This window comes from Enterococcus sp. (assembly GCF_032555305.1).
Classification (GTDB): domain Bacteria; phylum Bacillota; class Bacilli; order Lactobacillales; family Enterococcaceae; genus Enterococcus_A.
This window is the reverse complement of sequence record NZ_JAWGOQ010000008.1, coordinates 105,356-128,447: the sequence shown is the minus strand read 5'-3', so window position 1 is coordinate 128,447 and position 23,092 is coordinate 105,356. Positions and strand designations below refer to the sequence as shown.

Annotated in this window: 19 protein-coding genes and 1 other annotated feature; of the genes, 17 read left to right on the top strand and 2 right to left on the bottom strand. The window is 41.1% G+C overall.

The window, feature by feature from the left end; genetic code table 11:
* Positions 1–23: 23 nt before the first annotated feature.
* The gene (locus E6139_RS08280) at positions 24–968 is read right to left on the bottom strand and encodes a ketopantoate reductase family protein (protein ID WP_316402586.1); all 945 of its coding nucleotides are present in this window, start codon (positions 966–968) and stop codon (positions 24–26) included.
* A gap of 144 nt (positions 969–1,112) precedes the next feature.
* On the opposite strand from E6139_RS08280, the gene E6139_RS08275 reads away from it, so the two are divergent.
* From E6139_RS08275 to E6139_RS08200, 16 genes are all read left to right on the top strand, one after another.
* Positions 1,113–1,607 (top strand): TetR/AcrR family transcriptional regulator, encoded by a 495-nt coding sequence (locus E6139_RS08275; RefSeq protein ID WP_316402585.1) that lies wholly within the window; start codon positions 1,113–1,115, stop codon positions 1,605–1,607.
* 94 nt (positions 1,608–1,701) lie between these two features.
* Positions 1,702–4,380, top strand: a complete 2,679-nt coding sequence (locus E6139_RS08270) for a sigma-54-dependent transcriptional regulator (protein ID WP_316402584.1) — start codon at positions 1,702–1,704, stop codon at positions 4,378–4,380.
* A gap of 121 nt (positions 4,381–4,501) precedes the next feature.
* Positions 4,502–4,819 carry a PTS sugar transporter subunit IIB gene (locus tag E6139_RS08265; protein ID WP_316402583.1) on the top strand — a complete coding sequence of 106 codons (318 nt, stop codon included), beginning with the start codon at positions 4,502–4,504 and terminating at the stop codon, positions 4,817–4,819.
* 23 nt (positions 4,820–4,842) lie between these two features.
* Entirely contained in the window at positions 4,843–5,172 is a 330-nt protein-coding gene (locus E6139_RS08260) for a PTS lactose/cellobiose transporter subunit IIA (RefSeq protein ID WP_316402582.1), read from the top strand.
* Positions 5,173–5,183: 11 nt separating this feature from the next.
* Complete coding sequence (eis, locus tag E6139_RS08255; protein ID WP_316402581.1) at positions 5,184–6,326, top strand: enhanced intracellular survival protein Eis; 1,143 nt, start codon at positions 5,184–5,186, stop codon at positions 6,324–6,326.
* A 21-nt stretch (positions 6,327–6,347) separates the two neighbouring features.
* Complete coding sequence (locus E6139_RS08250) at positions 6,348–7,607, top strand: PTS sugar transporter subunit IIC (protein WP_316402580.1); 1,260 nt, start codon at positions 6,348–6,350, stop codon at positions 7,605–7,607.
* 87 nt (positions 7,608–7,694) lie between these two features.
* Positions 7,695–9,083 (top strand): glycoside hydrolase family 1 protein, encoded by a 1,389-nt coding sequence (locus E6139_RS08245; RefSeq protein WP_316402579.1) that lies wholly within the window; start codon positions 7,695–7,697, stop codon positions 9,081–9,083.
* Positions 9,084–9,103: 20 nt separating this feature from the next.
* The gene (locus E6139_RS08240; RefSeq protein WP_316402578.1) at positions 9,104–10,195 is read left to right on the top strand and encodes a DUF871 domain-containing protein; all 1,092 of its coding nucleotides are present in this window, start codon (positions 9,104–9,106) and stop codon (positions 10,193–10,195) included.
* An 80-nt stretch (positions 10,196–10,275) separates the two neighbouring features.
* Positions 10,276–10,618, top strand: a binding site (T-box leader).
* Positions 10,619–10,702: 84 nt separating this feature from the next.
* Positions 10,703–11,344: an amino acid ABC transporter permease gene (locus E6139_RS08235; protein WP_016181425.1), complete on the top strand. Its 642-nt coding sequence runs from the start codon at positions 10,703–10,705 to the stop codon at positions 11,342–11,344.
* A gap of 13 nt (positions 11,345–11,357) precedes the next feature.
* On the top strand, positions 11,358–11,993 hold the full coding sequence (locus E6139_RS08230) for an amino acid ABC transporter ATP-binding protein (RefSeq protein ID WP_316402577.1): 636 nt from the start codon (positions 11,358–11,360) through the stop codon (positions 11,991–11,993).
* A gap of 23 nt (positions 11,994–12,016) precedes the next feature.
* A complete protein-coding gene (locus E6139_RS08225; RefSeq protein WP_316402576.1) occupies positions 12,017–12,844 on the top strand; it encodes an amino acid ABC transporter substrate-binding protein in 828 nt (275 codons plus the stop codon).
* 106 nt (positions 12,845–12,950) lie between these two features.
* Positions 12,951–15,353: a DNA translocase FtsK gene (locus tag E6139_RS08220; protein ID WP_316402575.1), complete on the top strand. Its 2,403-nt coding sequence runs from the start codon at positions 12,951–12,953 to the stop codon at positions 15,351–15,353.
* A 374-nt stretch (positions 15,354–15,727) separates the two neighbouring features.
* Positions 15,728–17,674, top strand: a complete 1,947-nt coding sequence (locus tag E6139_RS08215) for a BglG family transcription antiterminator (protein ID WP_316402574.1) — start codon at positions 15,728–15,730, stop codon at positions 17,672–17,674.
* Between the two features lie 5 nt (positions 17,675–17,679).
* On the top strand, positions 17,680–18,141 hold the full coding sequence (locus E6139_RS08210; RefSeq protein ID WP_316402573.1) for a fructose PTS transporter subunit IIA: 462 nt from the start codon (positions 17,680–17,682) through the stop codon (positions 18,139–18,141).
* A gap of 22 nt (positions 18,142–18,163) precedes the next feature.
* Positions 18,164–18,475, top strand: a complete 312-nt coding sequence (locus tag E6139_RS08205) for a PTS fructose-like transporter subunit IIB (protein WP_316402572.1) — start codon at positions 18,164–18,166, stop codon at positions 18,473–18,475.
* A 98-nt stretch (positions 18,476–18,573) separates the two neighbouring features.
* Positions 18,574–19,665, top strand: a complete 1,092-nt coding sequence (locus E6139_RS08200; protein WP_316402571.1) for a PTS fructose transporter subunit EIIC — start codon at positions 18,574–18,576, stop codon at positions 19,663–19,665.
* 35 nt (positions 19,666–19,700) lie between these two features.
* Here E6139_RS08200 and E6139_RS08195 read toward each other — a convergent pair whose 3' ends face one another.
* Positions 19,701–20,459 (bottom strand): DeoR/GlpR family DNA-binding transcription regulator, encoded by a 759-nt coding sequence (locus tag E6139_RS08195; RefSeq protein ID WP_316402570.1) that lies wholly within the window; start codon positions 20,457–20,459, stop codon positions 19,701–19,703.
* Positions 20,460–20,729: 270 nt separating this feature from the next.
* Here E6139_RS08195 and E6139_RS08190 point away from each other — a divergent pair, with 270 nt between their 5' ends.
* Positions 20,730–23,078 carry a formate C-acetyltransferase gene (locus tag E6139_RS08190; protein WP_316402569.1) on the top strand — a complete coding sequence of 783 codons (2,349 nt, stop codon included), beginning with the start codon at positions 20,730–20,732 and terminating at the stop codon, positions 23,076–23,078.
* Positions 23,079–23,092: the final 14 nt, after the last annotated feature.

The window sequence follows — 23,092 nt, the reverse complement described above, 5'->3', positions numbered from 1 at the left end:
ATGGACTTGGCGGTTTTACTCATTTATGAAGCCGAGGATACTTGTCCTTGGCTTTTTTCGTATTTTTCTTTTGCGGCTTGTAACACAGAGTCGAGTCTAGGGCTGGGCTCTATTTGGTATTGCTCAAAATCAATGATCAAATCATAGACTTCTTTAAAATTACCTTGAACCATTTTACTAATCGGCAAGCGGTAATAGAGTGTGTAAAAGAGTTTGGCAAGAAGGGGATGTTGAAACATAGTATTTTGTCCCTTTGGCAAAATTTGAATCCCGGCAGCTTTTAAGTGTCCGATTCCTTCCTTTTGTATTTGAGAGAGTATCGAAAGGTCGGCACTTTTTCGAATAGCAACAGCTGAAAAATCATAAAGGTATTCAAAAGAATTCTGGACCATGACCATCGTCGCATGACTCTTCAACCAATCATCCATTTTCGGTTCATAGCGCCAAGCATAATTCGTTCCATTAAACACTTCATCCAAAATTTGGGTAATATCGAACTTAGTGTGCAGCGAACCGATTTTCATCTGTCCCTTCCCAAAACGCAGAACAGTGATCCCTTTATCAGTATTCATTCCGCCAGTCAGTTGAAAGCCGAAATAGATGTCTTTTGATTGTTTACTTTTTTGTTGTAACTCAGCTTCTAATCCAGTGGCGTCAATCTGATTGCCAATGAAAAGAATCGTTGAGCTGCAATTCTCTGCTAATGGTTCAATGATTGTCGGAAAATCGCTGTACTTCATCGTCACAAAGATCAAATCATAGTGATCATCAGGCTGAAGTGTTTCGATTACCTGTACTGTGTCTTTTGTTTGCTTACGTTGAAGGGAATGGTGCAATACCAATCCATCTTTTTGCAACTCTTTTTTTCTTTGACCTCGTGCTAAGAGTGTAACCTGATTGCTGCCCTTAATAAGCGAATGCGCGAGATAGCTTCCTTGAATACCAGCACCGTAAACGAGTATTTTCATATCTTCATTCCTTTCGTAATCAACAAGTGTTGATTAATCAACTTGTGTACATTATAATAAGATGGCTATTCAGAAGTTTCAATCAACAAAATGTCTTTTGTGTTGATAATTGAACAGAAATCAATAAATGATTGGAGTATAATGATGGATCGACGAAAACGCAAAACTCAAAACGCAATTACGGCAGTTTTCTATCAGCTTCTAATGAAAAAAAGCTATGAAGAAATATCAGTCAGCCAGATTTGTCAGGAAGCTGATATTAATCGCGGCACGTTCTATCTTCATTTTATTGATAAGGATGATTTGCTGGAGAAGAGTATCGCTTATGAAATGCAGGAGTTGTTCAATTATTGCGATCGAAATGACGAGGCTAGCAACCAGAGTAAATTAGAGAGAACCTTCGAATATATCTCGGCACATCACGATCGTCTAAAGCGACTTTTCAGCGCAGACAAGCAAGGCTTCTTCGCGCGTTTTCAAATTAATTATCTTATGGCGCAAATGACCGATCAATCTCAGCTGACAAGTATTTTCTTTGCCCATGGAATTGTTGGTCTTCTGGAGCATTACTTAATGAATGATATTTCAGAAAAGGAAATCGCGCAGGAGTTAGATAGAATCACCCATTCACTTCGTTAAACAAATCTGATTTTTTTCACAGGTATTTAGTAGATATTCAAAAAGAAAAGGGTTACAATGTAAATGGTTTATACCACTTTCGGGAGGGATTTTTTTGAAATCAAGAAAAGATGAAGTATTAGAAGCATTGAGAGCAAATCCTAACGAACAGACGGCACAAGAGCTGGCAGATCAAATGGGGGTTGACCGTACCAACATCAGCCGCTATTTAAATGAATTAACGAAGGACGGAACAGTCAAGAAAATCGATGGCCGACCAGTCAAATTTCAAATTGCGACTGTGTCTACTGAAAAACATATTAACTTTGACAATTTAATCGGTCGTGAGGACTCTCTGAAGAGTCAGATTCAAAAATCAAAAGCGGCCATTTTATATCCGCCTCGCGGATTGCATACAATCATTTTTGGTGAGACCGGAACAGGGAAGACCATGTTTGCGGAGTGTATGTATCGTTTTGCTGTATCGGCCAAAGTTTTAGATGAGAGTGCACCATTTATCACCTTTAACTGTGCTGATTACGCTCAAAATCCTCAACTGCTTTACGGACATATTTTCGGTGTGAAGCGCGGTGCTTTTACTGGGGCTGAAGAAACTCGTGTAGGTTTGATGGAACAAGCAGATGGCGGGATTCTATTCTTGGATGAAATTCATCGCTTGCCGCCAGAAGGACAGGAGATGCTCTTTACCTTTATTGACAAAGGAACATTTCGTTCTTTGGGTGATGGGGAAGAGAAGCATGCTTCTGTACAAATTATTGGAGCAACGACAGAAACTAGCTCGATGTTTCTCTCCACGTTCAACCGACGGATTCCAATGCAGATCGAGCTGCCTTCCTTAGCCGAACGATCTTTAGATGAACGTTTGGCGATTATCAAGGAATTTCTTCAACAAGAGGCCAATCGATTGATGCAGGAAATCGCAATCGACAAACGCAGCTTGTTAGCGTTTCTTCTATATAATGCAGAAGGAAATATTGGTCAATTAAAACGGGATCTGAAACTCGTTTGTGCCAAAGCCTTCCTTCATCATCAAACCAGCAGCGAATCAGAAAAATTAATGATCGTTGAAGAAGATTTGCCGTTAGTCGTGCAAAAGGGTCTTCTACGCATGAATGAAGTTCAGGATAAATTAACTCCGTTTATGGATAAGAAAAATCTTTATTTAACTTTGAAGCCAGGTACAGAAGAAGTTGTCTGGGGGCAAGACCCGAATAAGGATATGGAAGTCTACCATTCAATTACCTATAAGTTGGAAAAGCTGGGTCGTGAAAACTTATCAGAGATCGATCTGGAAGAATTGATTTCGGATGATGTCGATCAGTATTTTGAAACTTATGTCGAAGAGCTTTCCCATAGCAACGCCTATCGCGAGATTATTTCCGATGATATGTGGAAGCTGGTGAATGAACTATATGATTTTGCTTCAAGTAAAATGAATCGTGAGTACGATGAAAAAGTTCGTTTTGCTTTTGCGCTCCATATCAATTCAACGATCGAGCGAATTCGCGGCAATCAGTTTATATCACATCCGAATTTAAATGATATCCGCCGCAACTACTCGAAGGAATTCCAGTTAGCGATTGAATTCTCGAATCGCATCGAGGAAGCCTATAACATTATGATTCCGCTAGATGAGATCGGCTTTATCACCATGTTTCTGACGATGGATAATCAGGAAACACAGGAGGTCGATGAACGCCAAGTCGCCGTCTTAGTGGTTATGCATGGAAAATCAACGGCTTCAAGTATGTTGGAAACAGTCCAAGAACTTCTGGGTACAACGAACGGCATTGCCTTTAACATGCCCCTGACTTTGCGAACAGAGGCTATGTACGGACAAATCAAGAATTATATTCAGGGCAAACAGGAGGAGTTCTCCGAGGGGATCATCCTGCTGACGGATATGGGTTCACCGAATAATTTTGGTAATCTAATCTTTCATGAGATGGGTATCCGCACGCGAGTGATTTCGATGGCTAGCACGATGTTGGTGCTGGAAAGCTTACGTTTAGCGACATTAGGTCGTTCATTGGAAGAGATTTACACGAGTGTGATCTCGATGTTCCAAACGATGGTACGACTGGAAGAGCCCACCCAAAAGGATGAGAAGAAAGTTATTATCGTTGCTTGCTTCACTGGTGAAGGGGTCTCGAAGCGATTGAATGAAGTCGTTTCTCAGATCGTTAATCTGGAAGAATTTGAGATTATTCAGATGCAGTCATTGGAACGAGAGAGCTTCAAGCATCGGATCGATCAGCTGATCACTCATAAGGATATCGTAGCGATCGTCGGAACGATGGAGATCCATTATCAGAAGATTCCTTTTATCCCTGCAATGAATTTATTTAAACGAGATAAAATTTTAGAATTTCAGGATCTGCTAGGTAGTACGATCACACTGCCGGAGATGGTCGATTCATTGACCAAGAATTTTTCACCTGAACTAGACGTCAAGACACTGTTCTTGTTGATCGATGATGTTTTGCAGCTGATCCGCAAAGATCAGGAACTAATCATCGAGAATACAGCGATGCAGGCGTTGAGCGTCCATATCGCCTTCTTAGTCGATAAAATAAAAAAAGGCGAAGAACGTCCGCCATTTGAGAACGTTAAGTATTTCCATCAGCAGCACCGGATTCGCTTTAATCAAACCGCTGCTAATCTAGCGTTGATTGAAAAACAATTTGGTGTCCGCTTTACAGAAGACGACATCGCTTACATTGTTAAGACTCTTGAGGATAATCGAGTTGAACTGGGATTGCACAGTGTGTAATCCTAGTTTTTTTTGTGTGTAAGTTGAAAACCTTATCACAGCAGCTTCTGTGCGATAGAAAAGTTGGCACGCGACTTGCTTTATATAAAGTGTACATTAAAAAAATTAGGGAGTGTCACTTATGAAAAGAATTATGTTAGTTTGTGCAGCAGGAATGAGCACTAGTTTATTAGTAACAAAAATGGAAAAAGCAGCAGCTGATCAAGGATTAGAATCAGATATCTTCGCAGTTTCAGCTTCAGAAGCAGATGCAAAATTAGAGGACGCAAGTAAACCAGTTGATGTTTTACTATTAGGCCCACAAGTTCGTTTCATGAAGAGCCAGTTCGAAACAAAATTAGCTGACAAAGGAATTCCAGTTGATGTTATCGATATGAAAGATTACGGCATGATGAACGGTGAGGCTGTTTTAGGTACTGCACTGAAACTTATGGACTAAGAATTTAAAGGGGAGCTAAGCAAATGAGCGATACAATGAGTCAAGAACAATTGGAAGCAGTAATGGGATTGATCATCAATGCCGGCAACGCCAAGAGCGATGCAATGGAAGCGATTCAAGCAGCGAAAGACGGCAACTTTGATTTGGCGCAACAAAAGCTTGAAGCAGCTGATCAGGCATTGGTTGAAGCACATCATTCTCAAACAGGGCTGTTAACAGAAGAAGCTAGCGGAAATCCAATGACCGTGACACTTTTAGCCGTTCATAGTCAAGATCATTTAATGACTAGTATTACCTTCAACGATATGGCAAAAGAAGTCGTAGACCTTTACAAACGTATGGGGAATGAATAGGAAGTGATTCCATGAAATTAAGTCGTGATCATGAATCGTTGAAAGCGATCACAGGTTTAATTGAATACGCTTTTAGGAAGCAGCAAACGATCATCGATGATCCGCTTTTCTTATCCCGTTATGAACATGCTGATAGTTACGGCTTGTATCAAGACGGTGAACTGACTAGTCTAGTCATGGCGAATCACTTTGAGATCCAACTTTTTCAACAAAGAGTCAAAATGGCCGGTGTTGGTTATGTTGGCAGTTATCCAGAATATCGAGGTCAAGGGGGCGTCAGCAGTATCATGCCCGAACTTTTGGCCGATCTTCATAAACAAGGTGTGGCAGTGTCTCAACTTGCCCCCTTCTCCGAAGATTTTTATCGACAATTTGGCTATGAGCCCACAAGTCGCAGAAAAACCTACCGTATACCAGCGCTAGCCTTTAATTATTTGTCAAGTGAAAGAAGGGGGAGTGTTAAACGCGGAACCTGGCAGCAGATGAAGCCGGTGATCCAATCGGTATATCAGCGCTTATTATTGCAACAGCAGGTCGGCACGGTCGTTCGTGAAGACTGGTGGTGGGAACGTCTAAATGAGTATTACCCACACCGCTTTTATGCAATTGCATACGATGATGCTGGTGAAGCGAAGGGCTACATTATCTATCGAATGCAAGGCAACACACTAGTAGTAGATGAACTCGCTTATGAAAATGAGTTCGCTCTGCGAAAATTATTAACGTACTTGAAATCCCATGTCTCATCATTTGAAGAATTTCTTTATTATGCACCTGTTCATGAGCTCATTGAAAAATGTTTTCGTGAACAAGAGCAGCTGACAATTACTCTAGAACCTTATATGATGAGTCGAATTATCGACATTGAGCAATTATTACCGAAACTTCCAATGAATCAAAAAGAAATTATTTTAGAAGTAACTGAAGATAAGGAATGTCCTTGGAATGTTGGTAGCTGGCTAGTTAGCCAAGGGAGTTGTCAAAAAGTACAACAAGCAGGCGATATCAAAGCGTCCATTCACGGATGGAGCGAGTTATTATTAGGAGAATTAACTTTAGCCGAAGGAGTTTTTCTCGGCAAGGTGACAGCAGTAAAAGGGTTTACAGCTGAAATTTTTCCTAAAGGTCGACAAAGTTTCTATGATTATTTCTAATTAAATAGGGGGAACACAAAAATGGATAAATTTATTGCTTTTATGGAGAAACACTTTATCCCGCATGCATCAAAGATCGGTAACCAACGTCACTTGGTAGCGATTCGGGATTCATTTACAACAACCATGCCGTTAATGATTTTAGGGGCACTAGCGGTAATGCTTAATAACTTGTCACTGAATTTCCCAGCCTTTGGTAAATTCATGGATGGTATTTTCGGGGGCGAGGCATGGAAAGGCTTTGGCGGCTCTGTTTGGAACGGAACATTTGGTGTTCTTTCAGTCTTTATCGCTTTTCTAGTAGCTTATAATTTAGCAAAACATTATGGTAAAGATCCAATTGGAACTGGTGTTGTATCGGTTGCTTGTTTCTTTACATTAGGTGCAGCAACAAGTGGAATGAACTCTACTGGTCTGTTCGTTGCATTGATCGTGGGTATCGTTGTTGCTGAATTATTCACTCGCTTGGTTGGTAATGAAAAATTAGTCGTTAAAATGCCAGAAGGCGTGCCACCAGCAGTCGCACGTTCATTCGCATCTTTATTCCCAGCAATGATCACTATTTCTATCTTTGGTGTGATTGCAGCCATTATTGCCGGCTTCGGAATTGAAGACATGTTTGCTGAATTCTACGCACTAGTTCAAGAACCATTCATGGGCTTGGCTAACTCTTACGGTTCAGCATTGTTAATTGCATTTATTACGCCATTCTTATGGTTCTTCGGTTTGCACGGTGCAAACATGATCGACCCATTCATGCAAGCAATCAATGCACCAGCTATCGAAGCAAATGCAAATGCGCTTGCAGCAGGTAAAGTAGCTCCTTATATCGTTAACAAACCATTTGTGGACTCATTTGTAAACATGGGTGGTACAGGTGTAACGATTGGTTTAATCATCGCTATTTATTTAGTTGGACGCAAAAACAAACCATTTATGGTTATCAATAACTTGGCGGCAGCTCCTGGTATTTTCAATATCAATGAGCCATTGATGTTTGGTCTGCCTTTAGTATTGAATCCAATTATGTTCATACCATTTATTTTGACACCGATGGTATGTATTTCAACTGCTTATTTTGCAACGAAGTTTGGCTGGGTGCCAGCAGCAACAGTAATGCCACCATGGGTAACACCACCGATTGTGGGTGGCTTCTTAGCAACTCAAAGCATCTCAGGCGCGATCCTAGCAGCAGTCAACTTAGTAATCTCAATCGCAATGTACGTACCATTCGTATCATTGGCAACTAGACAAGAACTTAAAAAAGTAACTGAAGCATAATAATTGATTTAAGGGGGTGCGGATCACTGGATTCCACCCCCTAAATTTTTGCAAAACAACTATTTATTAGAATGAGGTAGATCTACAATGAAAACTTTTCCAAATAACTTCTGGTGGGGAGCAGCCACTTCTGGTCCACAAAGTGAAGGGCGCTTTAACAAAAAACACGCAAATGTCTTCGATTATCATTTCGAGATCGAGCCAGAGAAATTCCATAATCAAGTAGGACCGGATGTGGCATCAAACTTTTATAATAGCTACAAAGAAGATATTCACATGATGCGTTCAATTGGTATGAATAGCTTGCGTACAAGCATCCAATGGAGCCGTCTGATTGATGACTTGGAAACCAATACGGTTAATCAAGATGCCGTGGATTTTTATAACGATGTGATTGATTCAATGATTGCTGAAGGTATGACTCCAGTAATGAATCTGCATCACTTTGATTTGCCTGTAGAATTATATGATAAGTACGGCGGCTGGGAATCGAAAAAAGTCGTGGATCTATACGTTGGTTTTGCTCAAAAATGCTTTGAATTATTTGGCGATCGTGTCAAATTCTGGGCGACTCACAATGAACCAATGGTAGTTGTTGAGGGTGAGTATCTATTCCAATTCCATTATCCAAACATCGTAAATGGGAAAAAAGCAGTGCAGGTAGCTTACAACTTGAACTTAGCTTCAGCCAAAGCGATCCAAGCCTTTCGTAAATTAGCGATTGCTGATGCGCAAATTGGTACCATTTTAAATCTGACACCGACGTATGCAGCCTCTGATGCTCCTGAAGATCAGGAAGCAGCGCGAATTGCTGAACTTTGGAATAACAAAATGTTCTTGGAACCAGCAGTTTATGGACATTTCCCAGCAGAATTGGAAGAGTTGCTAACGAAAGACAAAGTCTTGTGGGAAACGACTGACGAAGAGAAGGAAATCTTGAAAAACAATACGGTTGATTTCTTAGGTGTCAACTTTTACCATCCAAATCGGGTAAAAGCACCGGATGTAGCACCAAATTCGGTTGGTGAATGGATGCCAGACCGCTATTATGATGCGTATGATATGCCGGGCCGTCGGGTGAACTTGGACCGCGGTTGGGAAATTTATCCAAAAGCACTTTATGATATTGCAGTGAACATCAAAGAAAACTATAAAAACATTCCGTGGTACGTATCTGAAAATGGGATGGGTGTTTCAAATGAAGACCGCTTCAAAAATTCTGAAGGCATGATCGAAGATGATTATCGGATTGATTTTGTTCAAGAGCATTTGGAATGGCTGCACAAAGGAATCGAAGAAGGGTCAAATTGTTTTGGCTACCATATGTGGACACCAATTGATTGCTGGTCTTGGTTGAACTCTTATAAAAACCGATATGGCTTTATTTCAAACAATATCCATACGCAAATCAAAACGATCAAAAAATCAGGTTACTGGTTCAAAGAAGTGACTGACAGAAACGGCTTAGCAGATTAATCCAATTAGGAGGAAAGTAAGTGAAACGTGAACTAGGAATTTCGGTTTATCCCGATCATAGTGATCCGCAGGCGGATCGTGACTACATCAAAAAAGCAGCAGAGCTTGGTTTTACACGGATTTTTATGAGCATGCTGGAAGTGACTGAGGGTAAAGAAAAAGTCAGCGAGAAATTCGGCAGTATCATTCATTACGCGAAGGATCTTGGCTTTGAAACGGTCTTGGATATTGCGCCATCAATTTTTGACGATTTGGGCATTTCCTATGATGACTTAAGCTTCTTTGCCGAGCTAGGTGCGGAAGGAATTCGTTTAGATGAAGGCTTTGATGGCAATAAGGAAGCGATGCTGAGTTACAATCCTGAAGGCTTGGCGATTGAGCTGAACATGAGTAACAATGTCGCTTACCTTGATAATATTTTATCCTATGAAGCGAACGAGCCATTTATCTATGGTTGTCATAATTTTTACCCGCAAGAAGGTTCAGCGCTGCCATATGATTTCTTCATCAGCTGCAGCGAGCGCTTCAAGGGCCATGGAATCAAAACGGCGGCTTTTATTACTAGTCATGATGCAGAATATGGTCCGTGGGATGTGAATGATGGGCTGCCGACTTTAGAAATGCACCGTCATATCCCGATTGATTTGCAGGCACGTCACATGTTTGCGACTGGCTTGATTGATACCGTTATTATCGGAAATGCCTATGCTTCCGATGAAGAGCTGGAGAAAGTAGCGGCTGTTGATCGCTACAAGTTAAGCCTAGGAATTGAGTTTGTGCCAAAAGCTACTGAAATCGAACGTAAAATTGTCGCTGATCCAAAACATTTCCGTCGTGGAGATATTACCTCTACAGCTGTTCGTTCAACGATGGTTCGGGTAAAATATGCGGATGTCGCGAATCCAGTTCATGACAATACACAAGAATTCCAAATCGGTGATGTGGTAGTCGGCAATGATGAGTTTGGTAAATACAAAAACGAATTACAAATTGTTTTAGAACCTCATAGTGATTCAAGAAAAAATTTAGTTGGTAAGATTCCGCAAGAAGAATTGATCATGCTGGATTTCTTGAAGCCTTGGGCGAAGTTTCAGTTTGTTCCTAAAAACTAAATTTGAGATCGATTATAAAAAGATGAAGGTTCGTTATTGACAAACGCTGAAAAGGCGTGTAAAGTATGACTCAACTTAATCAAATGACAATGAAAAGAAGAGTAGCAGTTCATTTGTTCTCAGAGAGTCTCTGGTAGGTGAGAAGAGGCAGCAATGATTTGTGAACCACATCTTTGAGTCGATCAGCTGAATCAAGTAGGTTGATCCGGGAGAGCCCGTTACAGCAGAGGTCAGATTGACCAGTTGAGATCGCTCGTTGTGAGACGACGATGAAAAAAGGTGGAACCACGTAATTACGTCCTTTAGCCCAAGCGGCTAAAGGACTTTTTTGTTTTTACCTGCTGGACACTACTGACTCGTAGAGGTTCTTTTTGCGAGAAAAGGACAAAGATGAGGTGGAACCGCGTATATAACGCCCTCTGGTATTTTTACCAGAGGGCGTTCATTGTATTTTGAGAAAGATTCGAAAGGCCGTGCAACTTTCGAAAAAAATGGAGGGATATTGGGATGAATTATTTGATCGACGTCATGCCGCAATTATTACAAGGGGCAACGACAACACTGAAATTATTTGCTTTTACAATATTAGGCTCATTGCCGCTAGGGATTTTGCTATCTTTCGGACTAGCAAGTAAGTTTAAACCACTGCAATGGATCTTGCGTTTTTACGTTTGGATTATGCGCGGTACGCCACTGCTTTTACAATTAATTTTTGTCTTTTATGGTCTGCCGTTAGTTGGGATTATCTTTGATCGCTTTGATGCGGCGCTTTTCGCGTTCGTCTTGAATTACGCCGCTTATTATGCCGAAATTTTTCGTGGTGGGATTCAATCCATCCCTGTTGGACAGTATGAAGCTTCAAAAGTTATCGGATTAACGCCTGTTCAAACAATCACCCGAATCATTATTCCGCAGGTAGTGAAGATTGTTTTACCATCTGTAGGAAATGAAGTCATCAACTTAGTGAAAGATACTTCACTTGTCTATATTCTTGGCCTATCTGACGTGATGAGAGCTGGGAAAATCGCGATGGAACGCGACACCACATTACTCCCATTATTCGGAGTAGCCATTATTTATTTAGCACTGACTGGTGTTACTTCAGTCATTCTGAAACAACTCGAAAATCGTTTGAACTATTATCGTTAGGCAGGTGGAAAAAATGATCGAATTAAAAAATGTAAATAAATCGTTTGGCAGTAAGAAAGTGATCAACAATTTAGATTTAGTCATTCCAGAGGGACAGATATTAGCAATCGTTGGACCATCTGGCGGTGGGAAAACGACTTTGTTACGAACGTTGGCTGGATTGGAGACTGCTGATAGCGGTACGTTTTTACTTGATGGAGAGCCTTTTGATCCGACTAGTTCGAAACAACAGGAACAAGTCGTCGGAGTTGTTTTCCAAGACTTTCAATTGTTTCCACATTTGAGTGTACTGGAAAACATTACGATAGGGCCACGATTAGTTCTAAAGCAGGACAAAGAAACATACACGGATAAAGCGAATCATCTAGCAAAACTGTTGGAAATCGAAGAGTTATTAACTAACTATCCTTATCAGTTATCTGGTGGGCAAAAACAACGTCTAGCGATTGCTCGGGCGATGGCAATGAACCCTAAAGTCTTAGCGTACGATGAACCGACGAGTGCTTTGGATCCTGCCTTGCGTCAGCAGGTTGCAAGTTTAATTTTAGGATTAAAAGCGGATGGTGTGACACAGATTGTGGTTACTCATGATTTGGATTTTGCAGAAGAGATTGGTGACAAGGTATTGAAGGTAGAACCTATCAAATAAATAAAAACATTGGAGGAGTAAGTATGAAATTGAAAAAATTTGTTTTGGGAATGGTCGCTGTTTTAGCATTGGTAACGTTAACTGCTTGTGGAAAGAAAGAAGCCAGTGGAGACGACAGCTGGAAAACCATCGAAAAGGATAAAAAAATCACGATTGGCTTAGATGATACCTTTGTGCCGATGGGCTTCAAAGATGAAGATGGAGAGATCGTAGGTTTTGATATTGATTTAGCGAAAGCTGTCTTTGAACAATATGATATTAAAGCAGAGTTCCAACCAATTAATTGGTCCATGAAGGAGAACGAGTTGGACAATGGAACAATTGACTTGATTTGGAATGGCTACACTGTGACAAAATCTCGGGAAAAGAAAGTATTGTTCTCTGATCCTTACGCGCAGAATGAGCAAGTCTTAGTGACTAAAAAAGATAGCGGGATTACGAAAGCAAGCGACATGAAGGATAAAGTTTTAGGTGCTCAAGAAGGTTCTTCTGGTTACGAAGCCTTCAATAATGAAACAGAGACATTGAAGGATATCGTTAAAGATAACGATGCTACTTTATATGACAGTTTCAATGAAGCCATGATTGATATAGAAAATGGTCGGATCGATGGTGTATTAATCGATAAGGTTTATGCAGATTACTATTTAAAGAAAGCAAATAAACTGGATGATTACAACATTTTCAGTGTTGGTTTCAAAAATGAAAACTTCGCGGTAGGTGCTCGTAAGGGTGATAAAGAGTTAGTAGAAAAAATTAACAGTGCCTTCAAAGAATTACAAGACGACGGCAAATATGCAGAAATCTCTAAGAAGTGGTTCGGTGAAGAATTGTCTTTACCAAAAGAGTAAGCAGAACAGCCTCTTAAATTTTAATTAACCAAAAAGAAAAGGCGAGCAAAACTTTTGTTCGCCTTCTTTTTTTTGTATAATAGTACAGAATGGAAAGAGGGATAACATGGCGCAAAAAAAGCGTACAAAGAAAAAAAGAAAAACGAAAAAGCAAAAACAACTACAAGAACAGCGCCTGATCATCGGTCTTGGGCTTTTATTTATTTTATTTACTGTCTTTGCCATATTTAAATTAGGATTTTTAGGAAATCTGATTGCGAATGTATTGCGAATGATCGGCGGCAATACTTATCAATTTTTGGCGCTGCTGTTGGGACTATATGGCGGATTGCTGGTAGCCAAAAATACGAAGCTGCGAATCAGCAAGCCGCGGCGATGGATTGGGATCGGAGTTTTTTACTTAGGAATCCTATTGATTCTTCATGCTCGTTTGTTTATGAAGGTTGAGAGTCAGGATCCGAATATTTTGAAAACGACGTGGGATCTTTTGATGATCGACTTTTTAGGAAATCAAATCAGCCAAAATGTCGGTGGCGGGATGCTGGGCGGTGCAATTTACAATTTAACCCACTTCCTAGTGTCGCAGGTCGGCAGCTATCTGATCGCTGGATTGTTATTGATCCTCGGCATATTTTTGTTCAGCCAGTTGGAATTCAATCAAGTGACCGATTACTTAGCAAATTTCGTCGATACGATGAGGGAGAAATTCTCTGAATCAGATGAGAAAAAAGCCTTAAAAGCTGCTAAAAAAGAAGAGCGGCAAGCACAAAAAGCCCAAGCCAAAGCGGAAAAACAAGCAGCTGAAAAGGCGAAAATGGAAGCAGAACTGGCAGAACGTGAGAAAAATAGAGTGCGTTCGTTAACACCAGGTGAACAGCTGGCAAAAGAGAGTCAAGAGCATTTAGAGAAAGAGCCGGAGCAAATGACCTTAGTGCCGATTGAAGGCTTCCAAGAAAATCTGGAGCCAACAACAACGCCGCTTGCCAAGACAAAACCCGAGGTTGATGAAGAGGAGATTGACGATCCTGGAGATTTGGAATTTGAAATCAATGCCGAACCGGAGGATCATGATTATCAATTACCTCCTTCAACTTTACTGGATTCGATACCTGCAGCGGATCAAAGTGACGAATACAAAAAAATTGAACAAAATATCAAAGTACTGGAAAAAACCTTCAACAGCTTTGGCGTAGATGCAAAGGTCGTCAAAGCCAGCTTAGGTCCATCTGTTACGAAATTTGAAGTGCAGCCGGCAGTCGGTGTGAAAGTCAGCAAGATCGTCAACTTAACGGACGATATCGCTTTAGCTTTAGCCGCCAAAGATGTGCGGATGGAAGCACCAATTCCTGGTAAATCATTGATTGGGATCGAAGTACCAAATAGTACGATCAGCATGGTTTCGTTCCGAGACATCATCGAGGCCCAGCCGAACCATCCAGATAAACTGTTGGAAGTTCCATTAGGTCGAGATATTTCTGGTATGGTCCAAACAGCTGATCTATCGAAAATGCCTCACTTGCTGGTTGCAGGGTCAACTGGTAGTGGGAAGTCCGTCTCTATCAATGGAATCATCACAAGTATCTTGATGCGGGCGAAGCCGAATGAAGTAAAATTAATGATGATCGATCCGAAAATGGTCGAGTTAAATGTCTATAATGGGATTCCACATTTACTGACCCCTGTTGTAACCAATCCGCGAAAAGCGGCACAGGCGCTGCAAAAAGTGGTACAGGAAATGGAAGAACGTTATGAAAAATTCGCCGCAACTGGTGTGCGGAATATTTCTGGCTTCAATGAATTAGTCATTCAGAAAAACTTGGAGGATGGACAAAATCGTCCGATATTACCGTTTATTGTTGTTATCGTGGATGAATTAGCCGACTTGATGATGGTAGCAAGTAATGAAGTCGAAGATGCGATTACTCGCTTAGCCCAAATGGCTCGGGCGGCCGGTATCCATATGATTCTTGCCACTCAACGGCCAAGTGTTGACGTTATTACCGGGATCATTAAAGCCAATGTGCCGTCTCGGATCGCCTTTGCTGTATCTAGTGGTACAGACTCACGGACGATCATTGACAGCAATGGTGCCGAAAAACTTCTAGGTCGTGGGGATATGCTGTTCTTGCCAATGGGTGAAAACAAACCGATCCGTGTGCAGGGGGCGTTTATTTCTGATCACGAAGTCGAACGAGTGGTAGAATTCGTCTCCGATCAGCAGGAAGCACATTACGAAGAAAAAATGATGCCGACAGAAGAAACTTCTTCCTCACCATCAGAAACACCACAAGACGAATTGTATGAGGAAGCGAAAGCATTGGTAGTCGAGATGCAGACCGCTAGTATTTCCTTGCTACAACGCCGTTTCCGCATCGGCTACAACCGTGCTGCTCGTATTGTTGATGAATTGGAAGAACGTGGCGTGATCGGACCTTCTACCGGCAGCAAGCCGCGAGAGGTCTTCATAGAAAAAGCGGAAGAAGAACTAGAGAATCCATTAGATGAATAGTTAAGAATAGGAACAGTCTTGCCAAAAATCCGTTTGGCAAGACTGTTTTTTTCTATAAAACAGCAACGTAGAAAAAGATTCGCCGTGTCGCAACTTATTTTAAACTTTATATAGAATTGCACATATGTGCGAAACAATTGTAAGTTTTGATTGAAAAAGGTCCTTCTTTTGGTTTTTTATCTATTAACTCTCTTTGCGTAAAAGCGCGTCATTGTCAGCTTTGTATGAAAAATAAGTCAACCCGTTTTGTTAGAAGGCGAACAGAATGAATAAATTTCAACATTAATGTGTAACTTTTATGTGTTATACAATAGAAAAAGCCTGTGCTATCTTTTTGTTAGATTGATAAGCGCTTACAATTGGAGGACAAAAAAATGGAGGAGTTGAATCCACGTCAGAAAAAATTGATTCATTTGCTTGTTCAGAATGAGCACTATTTACCAGTAGCCTTTTATTCTGAAAAGCTTGGAAAGTCGAGCCGAACGATTTATTCAGATCTAAAAAAAATCCAAACGTTTCTATCAAATGACTCACTTATTTTGGAAAAGAAGCCGCGAGTCGGAATACAACTAAGCGGGACTGTCGCGGAAAAGCTAGTGGTATTGGAGCGGATCAATGGATATTCGATAGAGCCGAAAGTAGGCACACAAGAACGGCAATGGTTGATTGCCAAACGATTACTGATTGACGAGGAGACAGTAACACAGCAAATGCTGGCGCAACACTTTCATGTGAGTCCCACTTCGATCGCCAGTGATTTAGAAAAACTGATTGAGAAATATCGCTTTACACTTTCTGCGTCAAAACGAGGAACAAAGATTAGTGGAAGTGAAGAGGAGATTCAACACGCGTTATTTCGTTTTTGTGAGGAGTACTTGGATTCTAATGAGATTATTTCAGAAGACTTGTTTCAAGAAACAACCAAGGAAACCTTGAGCAACCTGTTTCCGCAGCAGCTGATTACAGTCATTTTTGAACAGCTGAAAAAGGTAAAGCAGCAGCCGGAATTCTATTTTCCGGAACAGTATATGAAATCATTACTTATTCGTTTAGTTGTCTTTTGCTTTCGATTAATGAAGGGCAATCACATCGAGGAGAAGGAGTTCCTATTCGATCAAATAAAAATGATTGATACGTATCTGATCGCCAATGAGCTGCTGAAAAAAGTTGCGGAATCAATTGTTATTGATTATGACGAAGAGGATATTTCCTATGTAAACCGCCAACTAGTTGGTTACGGTGTAAAGCTCCATACTAAAGAGCAAGAAGGTCATGAGCGGTACGCTGAAACGATTCATAAGGTTTTGAAAAATATGAGTGAGATCATGCAGGTGGACTTTTTATCAGACGTACAATTGTCCGAGCGATTTACCAGCCATTTTATTCCGATGATCTATCGACTGAAGATGGGCATTGTAATTACCAATCCGTTAGTAGAGGAGATCAGGACTCAATATGCGATTACCTTCAGTGCAACCTGGTACGCATTAGCCAATGCTGAGAAAAAATTGGGTGTTCATTTCAATGACGAAGAAGTCGCATTAGTGGCAATGTATTTTCAAGTTTCATTGGAAAAGAGTCAAAATGGCAAAAAGATTTTGATTGTTTGTCCAAACGGAATGGGGACTTCAGAATTGATTTTCAATAAGATCAAGCGCATTTTACCGGCTCAGGACATCGCTGAAATCACAACGATCGACAAGTTGTATAGGAAAAATCTTGATAATGTCGATCTGATTATTTCTTCAGTTAAGCTGGAAAATGTCAATAAACCTATCATTAAGGTCTCGACTCTAGTTACACAAGAAGATATTAAAAATATCACATCGCTTTACTCAAACCTTTTTTATTCGGAAGAGCCAGATGAAGCAGAGATTTTGGACTTTCCCTATTTGAGAGATGTCATTTACCTAGATTTTATTTACACTCATAAATGCTTCTCGGATAAACAAGCTTGCTTGAACTGGCTAATCAATCAGTTGGAGAAAAAACAAGTCGTGACGAAAGAGTTTCGCAAAGAGGTATTTGCGCGCGAAGCGATCGGCGAGACGGCATTAGCAACAGGAGTAGCGATTCCGCATGCATCGCCGCAAAATGTTTTACAATCAAAAATTGCCATCGTCACATTGGCGCAGCCGATTATGTGGGACCAGCGAAAGATACACTATGTTTTATTGATGTGTATCGCAAAAAGTGATCGCAAACTGGTTCGGGGAGTCATCACAGATATTCATAAAATCGTCCAGTCAGAAAAAAAGTTAACGCGTTTCTTCTTTGAAAGAGATGCAACAGAAATATATCAAGCGATTAGCAGGAGGTAGAAAAAATGCAAGTGATTAACGAAGAATTAGTTGATTTAGCGATTGACGCAGATTCAAAAATGACCGCTATCAATGTCTTAGCGGATCGGATCAATCAAGCAGGACGGTTACATGACCACGCTGGTTATGTAGAAAGTGTCGTTGAGCGTGAAAATTTAACAACGACTGGAATTGGCTTTGGAATAGCGATTCCTCACGGAAAGAGTCCGCATGTCAAAGAGACAACCGTAGCTTTTGGTCGCTTAAACAATAAAGTCGATTGGCAAAGTTTAGACGGAGAAAATGTGGGACTGGTCTTTCTGCTGGCGGTACCTGAGGAATGCCAAGGAGACCAGCATCTAAGAATCATTGCCGGACTGTCAAGAAAATTAGTCCACCAAGAGTTTCGTGACACGCTGCAGCAAGCATCAAGTGATCAAGAAATTGTGAATTTACTAAACGATAGCCTAGCAGGCGTCGTAGCATAAAAAATACTAGGAGGAAATCATTATGAAATTAGTCGCAGTAACAGCATGTCCATCAGGAGTTGCCCATACGTATCTTGCCGCTGAAAGTTTAGAAGTTGCCGCAAAGAAAAACAGTGTGGATATTCACGTAGAGACTCAAGGTTCAATCGGGATTGAGAATGAATTGACAATGGATCAGATCAACGGTGCGGACGCAGTAATTTTGACTAATAATATTGGCATCAAAAATGAGGATCGCTTTAAAGGCAAGCCAGTAGTCCGTGTCAGTGCAGGAGATTGCATCAACAAAGGCGAAGCGATCGTTAAGAAGATCCAGCAAAAATTAGCGAAATAGACTGTTAACTCCGCTTGTCAGAGTAGAAAGGGCCATACTTTAGCGGAATGATGAACATAGTGAAAATGATTCTGAAGGATGAACTAGGAGGTACGGGAATGATTGAATTATTAAAAAATACAAGAAAAAACATGATGACAGGTGTCTCATATATGATTCCATTTGTTGTTGCTGGTGGGATTTTACTCGCATTAAGTGTCTTACTTTCAGGGAATGCATCTGTACCAGATAAAGGCTGGTTAGCAGATATCGCAAATATTGGGATTACGGGACTTGGTATGATGGTGCCGATTTTATCTGGCTATATTGCCTTCTCTATGGTGGATCGCCCAGGTCTAGCTCCAGGAATTATCGGCGGACTGATCGCCAGCAATATCGGAGCTGGTTTTCTAGGCGGGATATTGTCAGGGATCGTCGCAGGGATCGTGGTCTTTTACTTGAAGAAAATCAAATTGCCATCCAGCTTACGTTCACTGGGTCCGATCTTTATTATTCCATTGTTTGGAACGCTGATCGTTGGAGTCCTGATGTATTGGGTGATTGGTCAGCCGATCGCTTCGATGATGACAGCATTAACAAAGTGGTTGGAGTCGATGGGAACAGGGAATCTGGTTGTTCTTGGATTGATTTTAGGTGCGATGATCGCTTCAGACATGGGCGGACCGATCAATAAAGTTGCTTTCAGTTTTGGCTCAGCAATGGTTGGAACGATCAATCCAGCAACTGGCTTGCCCAGTGATACAGCGTTGACGATTATGGCCGGGATTGGTGCGGCAATTTGTATCCCGCCGCTGGCAATGGGTCTGGCGACGATTGTTGCTCCAAAAAAGTTTACAGTTGAAGAAAGAAACTCTGGCAAGGCTGCAATTGTGATGGGAATGGTAGGAATCTCAGAAGGAGCGATCCCGTTTGCTGCGGCGGATCCGTTGCGCTGTATTCCGGCGAACATGATTGGCAGTGCGGTAGGAGCTGCTATTGCCATGGTGTTAGGTGCAGGCAATCCAGCACCATGGGGTGGTTGGATCGTTGCACCTGTCGCACAAAATCCATTAGTTTACATTCTTGGAACCGTGATTGGCTCAGTGATTACTGCTGGAATCGTAATTGTCCTGAAAAAACCAGTCATTGAGGAAGGCAGCCAAACAGTCGGAGTTGAAGACGACTTTGATTTAGATATTGAGATCATGTAAAAAGCTGTGCCGAAGACGTCTTCGGCACAGCTTTTTTAAACTAAAACTAATTTTGCATTTGCACGGATCATGCGTTCATAATCTAGCGGCAAACCTTTACTCGTAATAACGATATCAACTTCGGACCATGGAGCGACCTGTACAAGAGAGGTTCGCTCAAACTTCGTGTGATCCAGCAGCACGATTTTTTTGGTGGATTTTTTTAACATCCGGCGTTTGGCTTCGGCATCAATTAAGGAAGAGGTACAAAAGCCTTTGCGATTTTTCACGCCGCTTGAACCGAAAAAGCAGAGATCAAATTGAATATCAGGAAAAACCTCATTCCCGCTATTGCGAAAAGCCATGTCGGCAGGTGAATATTCACCGCCAAAACAAAAAAGTTTATGCTGGCTGATCGAAAGTTGAGTAATCGCCGCTAATGAGCTGGTAAAAATTTGTTTTTTTTCTAAGGACAGCATCTTCTTGGCTAGCAGGGCTATAGTACTCCCTTGATCCAAACCGATCGTAAAATCTTCAGGTGTGATGAAATCTAAAGCAGCATGGGTGATGCGATCCTTTTCGGCAAACTGAGTGGTTCGTTGGAAAACAGGGGCTAATTCCTTTTCTTTAACCAGTATTGCTTTGCCATGATGCTTCTCCAAAATACCTTCTTTGGCAAGATAGGTTAAGTCTTTACGAATAGTTTCATCAGAGACTTGAAATATTTTCACTAAGTCGCATACTTTTAGTTCGTTTTGTTGATACAAAAGCTCAGTGATCTCTTTTCGACGTTGAGCGATTTCAACAGCTTTCATTGTCATTCCCCTTTTTAAGTAATTATTTCAGCAATGCTAGTTCGGATTGAATACTACCATTCTTCGCATTTTACAGGAGCAAGATAAACTGTCTAAGTTGGTTGGATAGACAGTCTTTTCATTTAAGTTAGCATGGGAATCCAACAAAAACAACAAAAAACTTGGGAAATATTGCACAAATCCAATTTATTTGCGATATTTCAAAGAATCATATAGTTTCAAACGAAAAACCTTTCTATACTGAGAGTGAGCTGAAAAGGAGGAAATAAAATGGGATCAGGAGTCATTAATCAAGCGCAGAATATCGCCAATGTAGTAGTAAAAGGAAATTCACGGATTCAACAAATGAAGGATCATTTATTTAAGGAAAAACGCCAAATTTCTTTGGAGCGTGCGTTGCTTTATACGGAAAGCTATCGTCAGAATGAGGGAGAGCCAACGATTATTCGCAGGGCCAAAGCGGTGGCACATATTTTGGCAAAGGTCGAAATCAGTATTCGTGAAGGGGAACTATTAGTTGGAAATCGCACGATTCGTCCACGTTCAGGCATCCTTTCGCCGGAGATGGATCCATATTGGATCATGGAAGAGATTGATACGATCGCCACACGTCCGCAGGATCAATTTGAATTTACAGAAGCGGACAAAAAGATTTATCGCGAAGAACTGTACCCCTATTGGGAAAAGCGTTCGATGAAAGATTTCATCAATGGGGAGCTGACAGAGGAAGTAAAAACTGCATTGAAGGATGAAGTCTTCAAGTTGAACCAAACCGATAAAGGGCAGGGGCACATTATTATGGATTTCCCGGGAATTTTATCGCAGGGAATCGGCAGCTATCTTGAGCTGTTGGATGAAAAAATTGCTGAGGAACCAGAAAATCATTTTTATGAAGCAGGAAGAATCGTTTTTGCCGCGATGGGAGATCATTTTTTACGCTATGGTAAACTGGCAGAGGAAATGAGTGTAAAAGAAAAAGATTTAAAGCGTCAACAAGAATTAACGACGATTGCGAAAATGTGCCGCAAATTAAGCTCAGAAAAGCCTGATTCCTTCTATGAAGCCTTGCAGCTATTATGGATGACCAGTATCGTGGGTCAATATGAATCCAATGCTTCTTCACTTTCATTAGGCAGAATGGATCAGTATTTGTATCCATTCTACGAAGCATCACTACAGGCCGGGATTACGAAAGAATTCCTGTATGAAGTATTGGGTGATTTTTACATTAAGACGAACGATGTTGTGCTCTTGCGTTCTGAGAGCAGTGCCAAATGTTTCGCTGGATTTCCAACTGGTTACACAGTCGTATTGGGTGGACTAGATGAATTGGGTCATACGTCGGTGAATCCATTATCCTTTGTAATGCTAGAGCTTTACCATGAAATTTTATTGCCTCAGCCCAATTTATCGGTACGCATGAATGAGTTGATCCCTCGCCGCTTCTTGCTAAAAACTGTTGAAACGATTCGTTTAGGAACAGGTATCCCGCAGCTATTCAATGATGAAGTGTGTGTTCCAGCCTTTTTAAGCAAGGGAGTGTCACTTGATGATGCCCGAGATTATGCGACGGTTGGCTGTGTGGAGACTTCTATTCCGGGGAAAACCTACGGGCTGCATGACATCGCTCTTTTCAATTTATTACGAATCATGGAATTAAGCATATATGAGCTGCGTGATAAAGAAGATCTAACCTATGAGGAACTTGTAGCAACGATCAAACAGAAAATCGATTATTATGTAGAGCTGGTGGTGAAAGGTTCTAACATTGTGGATTTAGGGCATCGCCATTATGCGCCAACACCATTCCTATCTGTCTTGATCAATGATTGTTTAGAAAATGGAAAGGATGTTACAGAAGGCGGCGCACGCTACAATTTTTCTGGTGTGCAAGGAATCGGTGAAGCTAATCTAAGTGACTCACTCTACGTTATCAAAAAAATGATCTTCGAAAATAAAGAAATGACCTTTAGTCAGTTGGTCAATGCTCTGGAATCAAATTTCACTGGAGAATATGTCGGATTGCAAACACATGTAATCCAAGATTTTGAAAAATTCGGCAATGATGATGAAGAGTTGGATATCATCGCAGCGAGATTATTCCGCCACTATGCCAAAGAGTTGGAGAAATACGAAAATGTACGTGGAGGGAAATTTATTCCTGGAGCTTATACGGTTTCAGCACATATCCCATTGGGCGAAGCGGTAGGAGCAACACCAGATGGACGGAAAGCTCATGAACAGTTAGCCGATGGCGGATTATCACCGATGGTTGGTCGAGATCATTTAGGCCCAACCGCGGTATTGAAATCTGTTAGTAAATTAGACAATTACCTGACTGTCAACGGCAGCTTATTAAATCTGAAGTTCCAGCCCAATACCTTAAAGGGGCAACAGGGCTTAAATAAATTCGCTGATTTTCTAATGGCATTTACGAAGCTAAAAATCCAACATGTCCAGTTTAATGTGCAATCAAAAGAAACGTTATTAGAAGCGCAAAAGTATCCGGAAAAATATTCTGGTTTATTGGTCCGGGTAGCAGGATACAGTGCGTTCTTCGTTGATTTGAACAAACAGATTCAAGACGATATTATCGCACGGGTGGAACATCAATTATAGAATGAGGGATGAAA

What these genes read in the sequence shown, in the direction of transcription:
- E6139_RS08280 (WP_316402586.1), bottom strand. Translation starts at nt 968, where the DNA reads ATGAAAATACTCGTTTACGGTGCTGGTATTCAAGGAAGCTATCTCGCG.
- E6139_RS08275 (WP_316402585.1), top strand. Translation starts at nt 1,113, where the DNA reads ATGGATCGACGAAAACGCAAAACTCAAAACGCAATTACGGCAGTTTTC.
- E6139_RS08265 (WP_316402583.1), top strand. Translation starts at nt 4,502, where the DNA reads ATGAAAAGAATTATGTTAGTTTGTGCAGCAGGAATGAGCACTAGTTTA.
- E6139_RS08260 (WP_316402582.1), top strand. Translation starts at nt 4,843, where the DNA reads ATGAGCGATACAATGAGTCAAGAACAATTGGAAGCAGTAATGGGATTG.
- eis (WP_316402581.1), top strand. Translation starts at nt 5,184, where the DNA reads ATGAAATTAAGTCGTGATCATGAATCGTTGAAAGCGATCACAGGTTTA.
- E6139_RS08250 (WP_316402580.1), top strand. Translation starts at nt 6,348, where the DNA reads ATGGATAAATTTATTGCTTTTATGGAGAAACACTTTATCCCGCATGCA.
- E6139_RS08245 (WP_316402579.1), top strand. Translation starts at nt 7,695, where the DNA reads ATGAAAACTTTTCCAAATAACTTCTGGTGGGGAGCAGCCACTTCTGGT.
- E6139_RS08235 (WP_016181425.1), top strand. Translation starts at nt 10,703, where the DNA reads ATGAATTATTTGATCGACGTCATGCCGCAATTATTACAAGGGGCAACG.
- E6139_RS08230 (WP_316402577.1), top strand. Translation starts at nt 11,358, where the DNA reads ATGATCGAATTAAAAAATGTAAATAAATCGTTTGGCAGTAAGAAAGTG.
- E6139_RS08225 (WP_316402576.1), top strand. Translation starts at nt 12,017, where the DNA reads ATGAAATTGAAAAAATTTGTTTTGGGAATGGTCGCTGTTTTAGCATTG.
- E6139_RS08220 (WP_316402575.1), top strand. Translation starts at nt 12,951, where the DNA reads ATGGCGCAAAAAAAGCGTACAAAGAAAAAAAGAAAAACGAAAAAGCAA.
- E6139_RS08215 (WP_316402574.1), top strand. Translation starts at nt 15,728, where the DNA reads ATGGAGGAGTTGAATCCACGTCAGAAAAAATTGATTCATTTGCTTGTT.
- E6139_RS08210 (WP_316402573.1), top strand. Translation starts at nt 17,680, where the DNA reads ATGCAAGTGATTAACGAAGAATTAGTTGATTTAGCGATTGACGCAGAT.
- E6139_RS08205 (WP_316402572.1), top strand. Translation starts at nt 18,164, where the DNA reads ATGAAATTAGTCGCAGTAACAGCATGTCCATCAGGAGTTGCCCATACG.
- E6139_RS08200 (WP_316402571.1), top strand. Translation starts at nt 18,574, where the DNA reads ATGATTGAATTATTAAAAAATACAAGAAAAAACATGATGACAGGTGTC.
- E6139_RS08195 (WP_316402570.1), bottom strand. Translation starts at nt 20,459, where the DNA reads ATGAAAGCTGTTGAAATCGCTCAACGTCGAAAAGAGATCACTGAGCTT.
- E6139_RS08190 (WP_316402569.1), top strand. Translation starts at nt 20,730, where the DNA reads ATGGGATCAGGAGTCATTAATCAAGCGCAGAATATCGCCAATGTAGTA.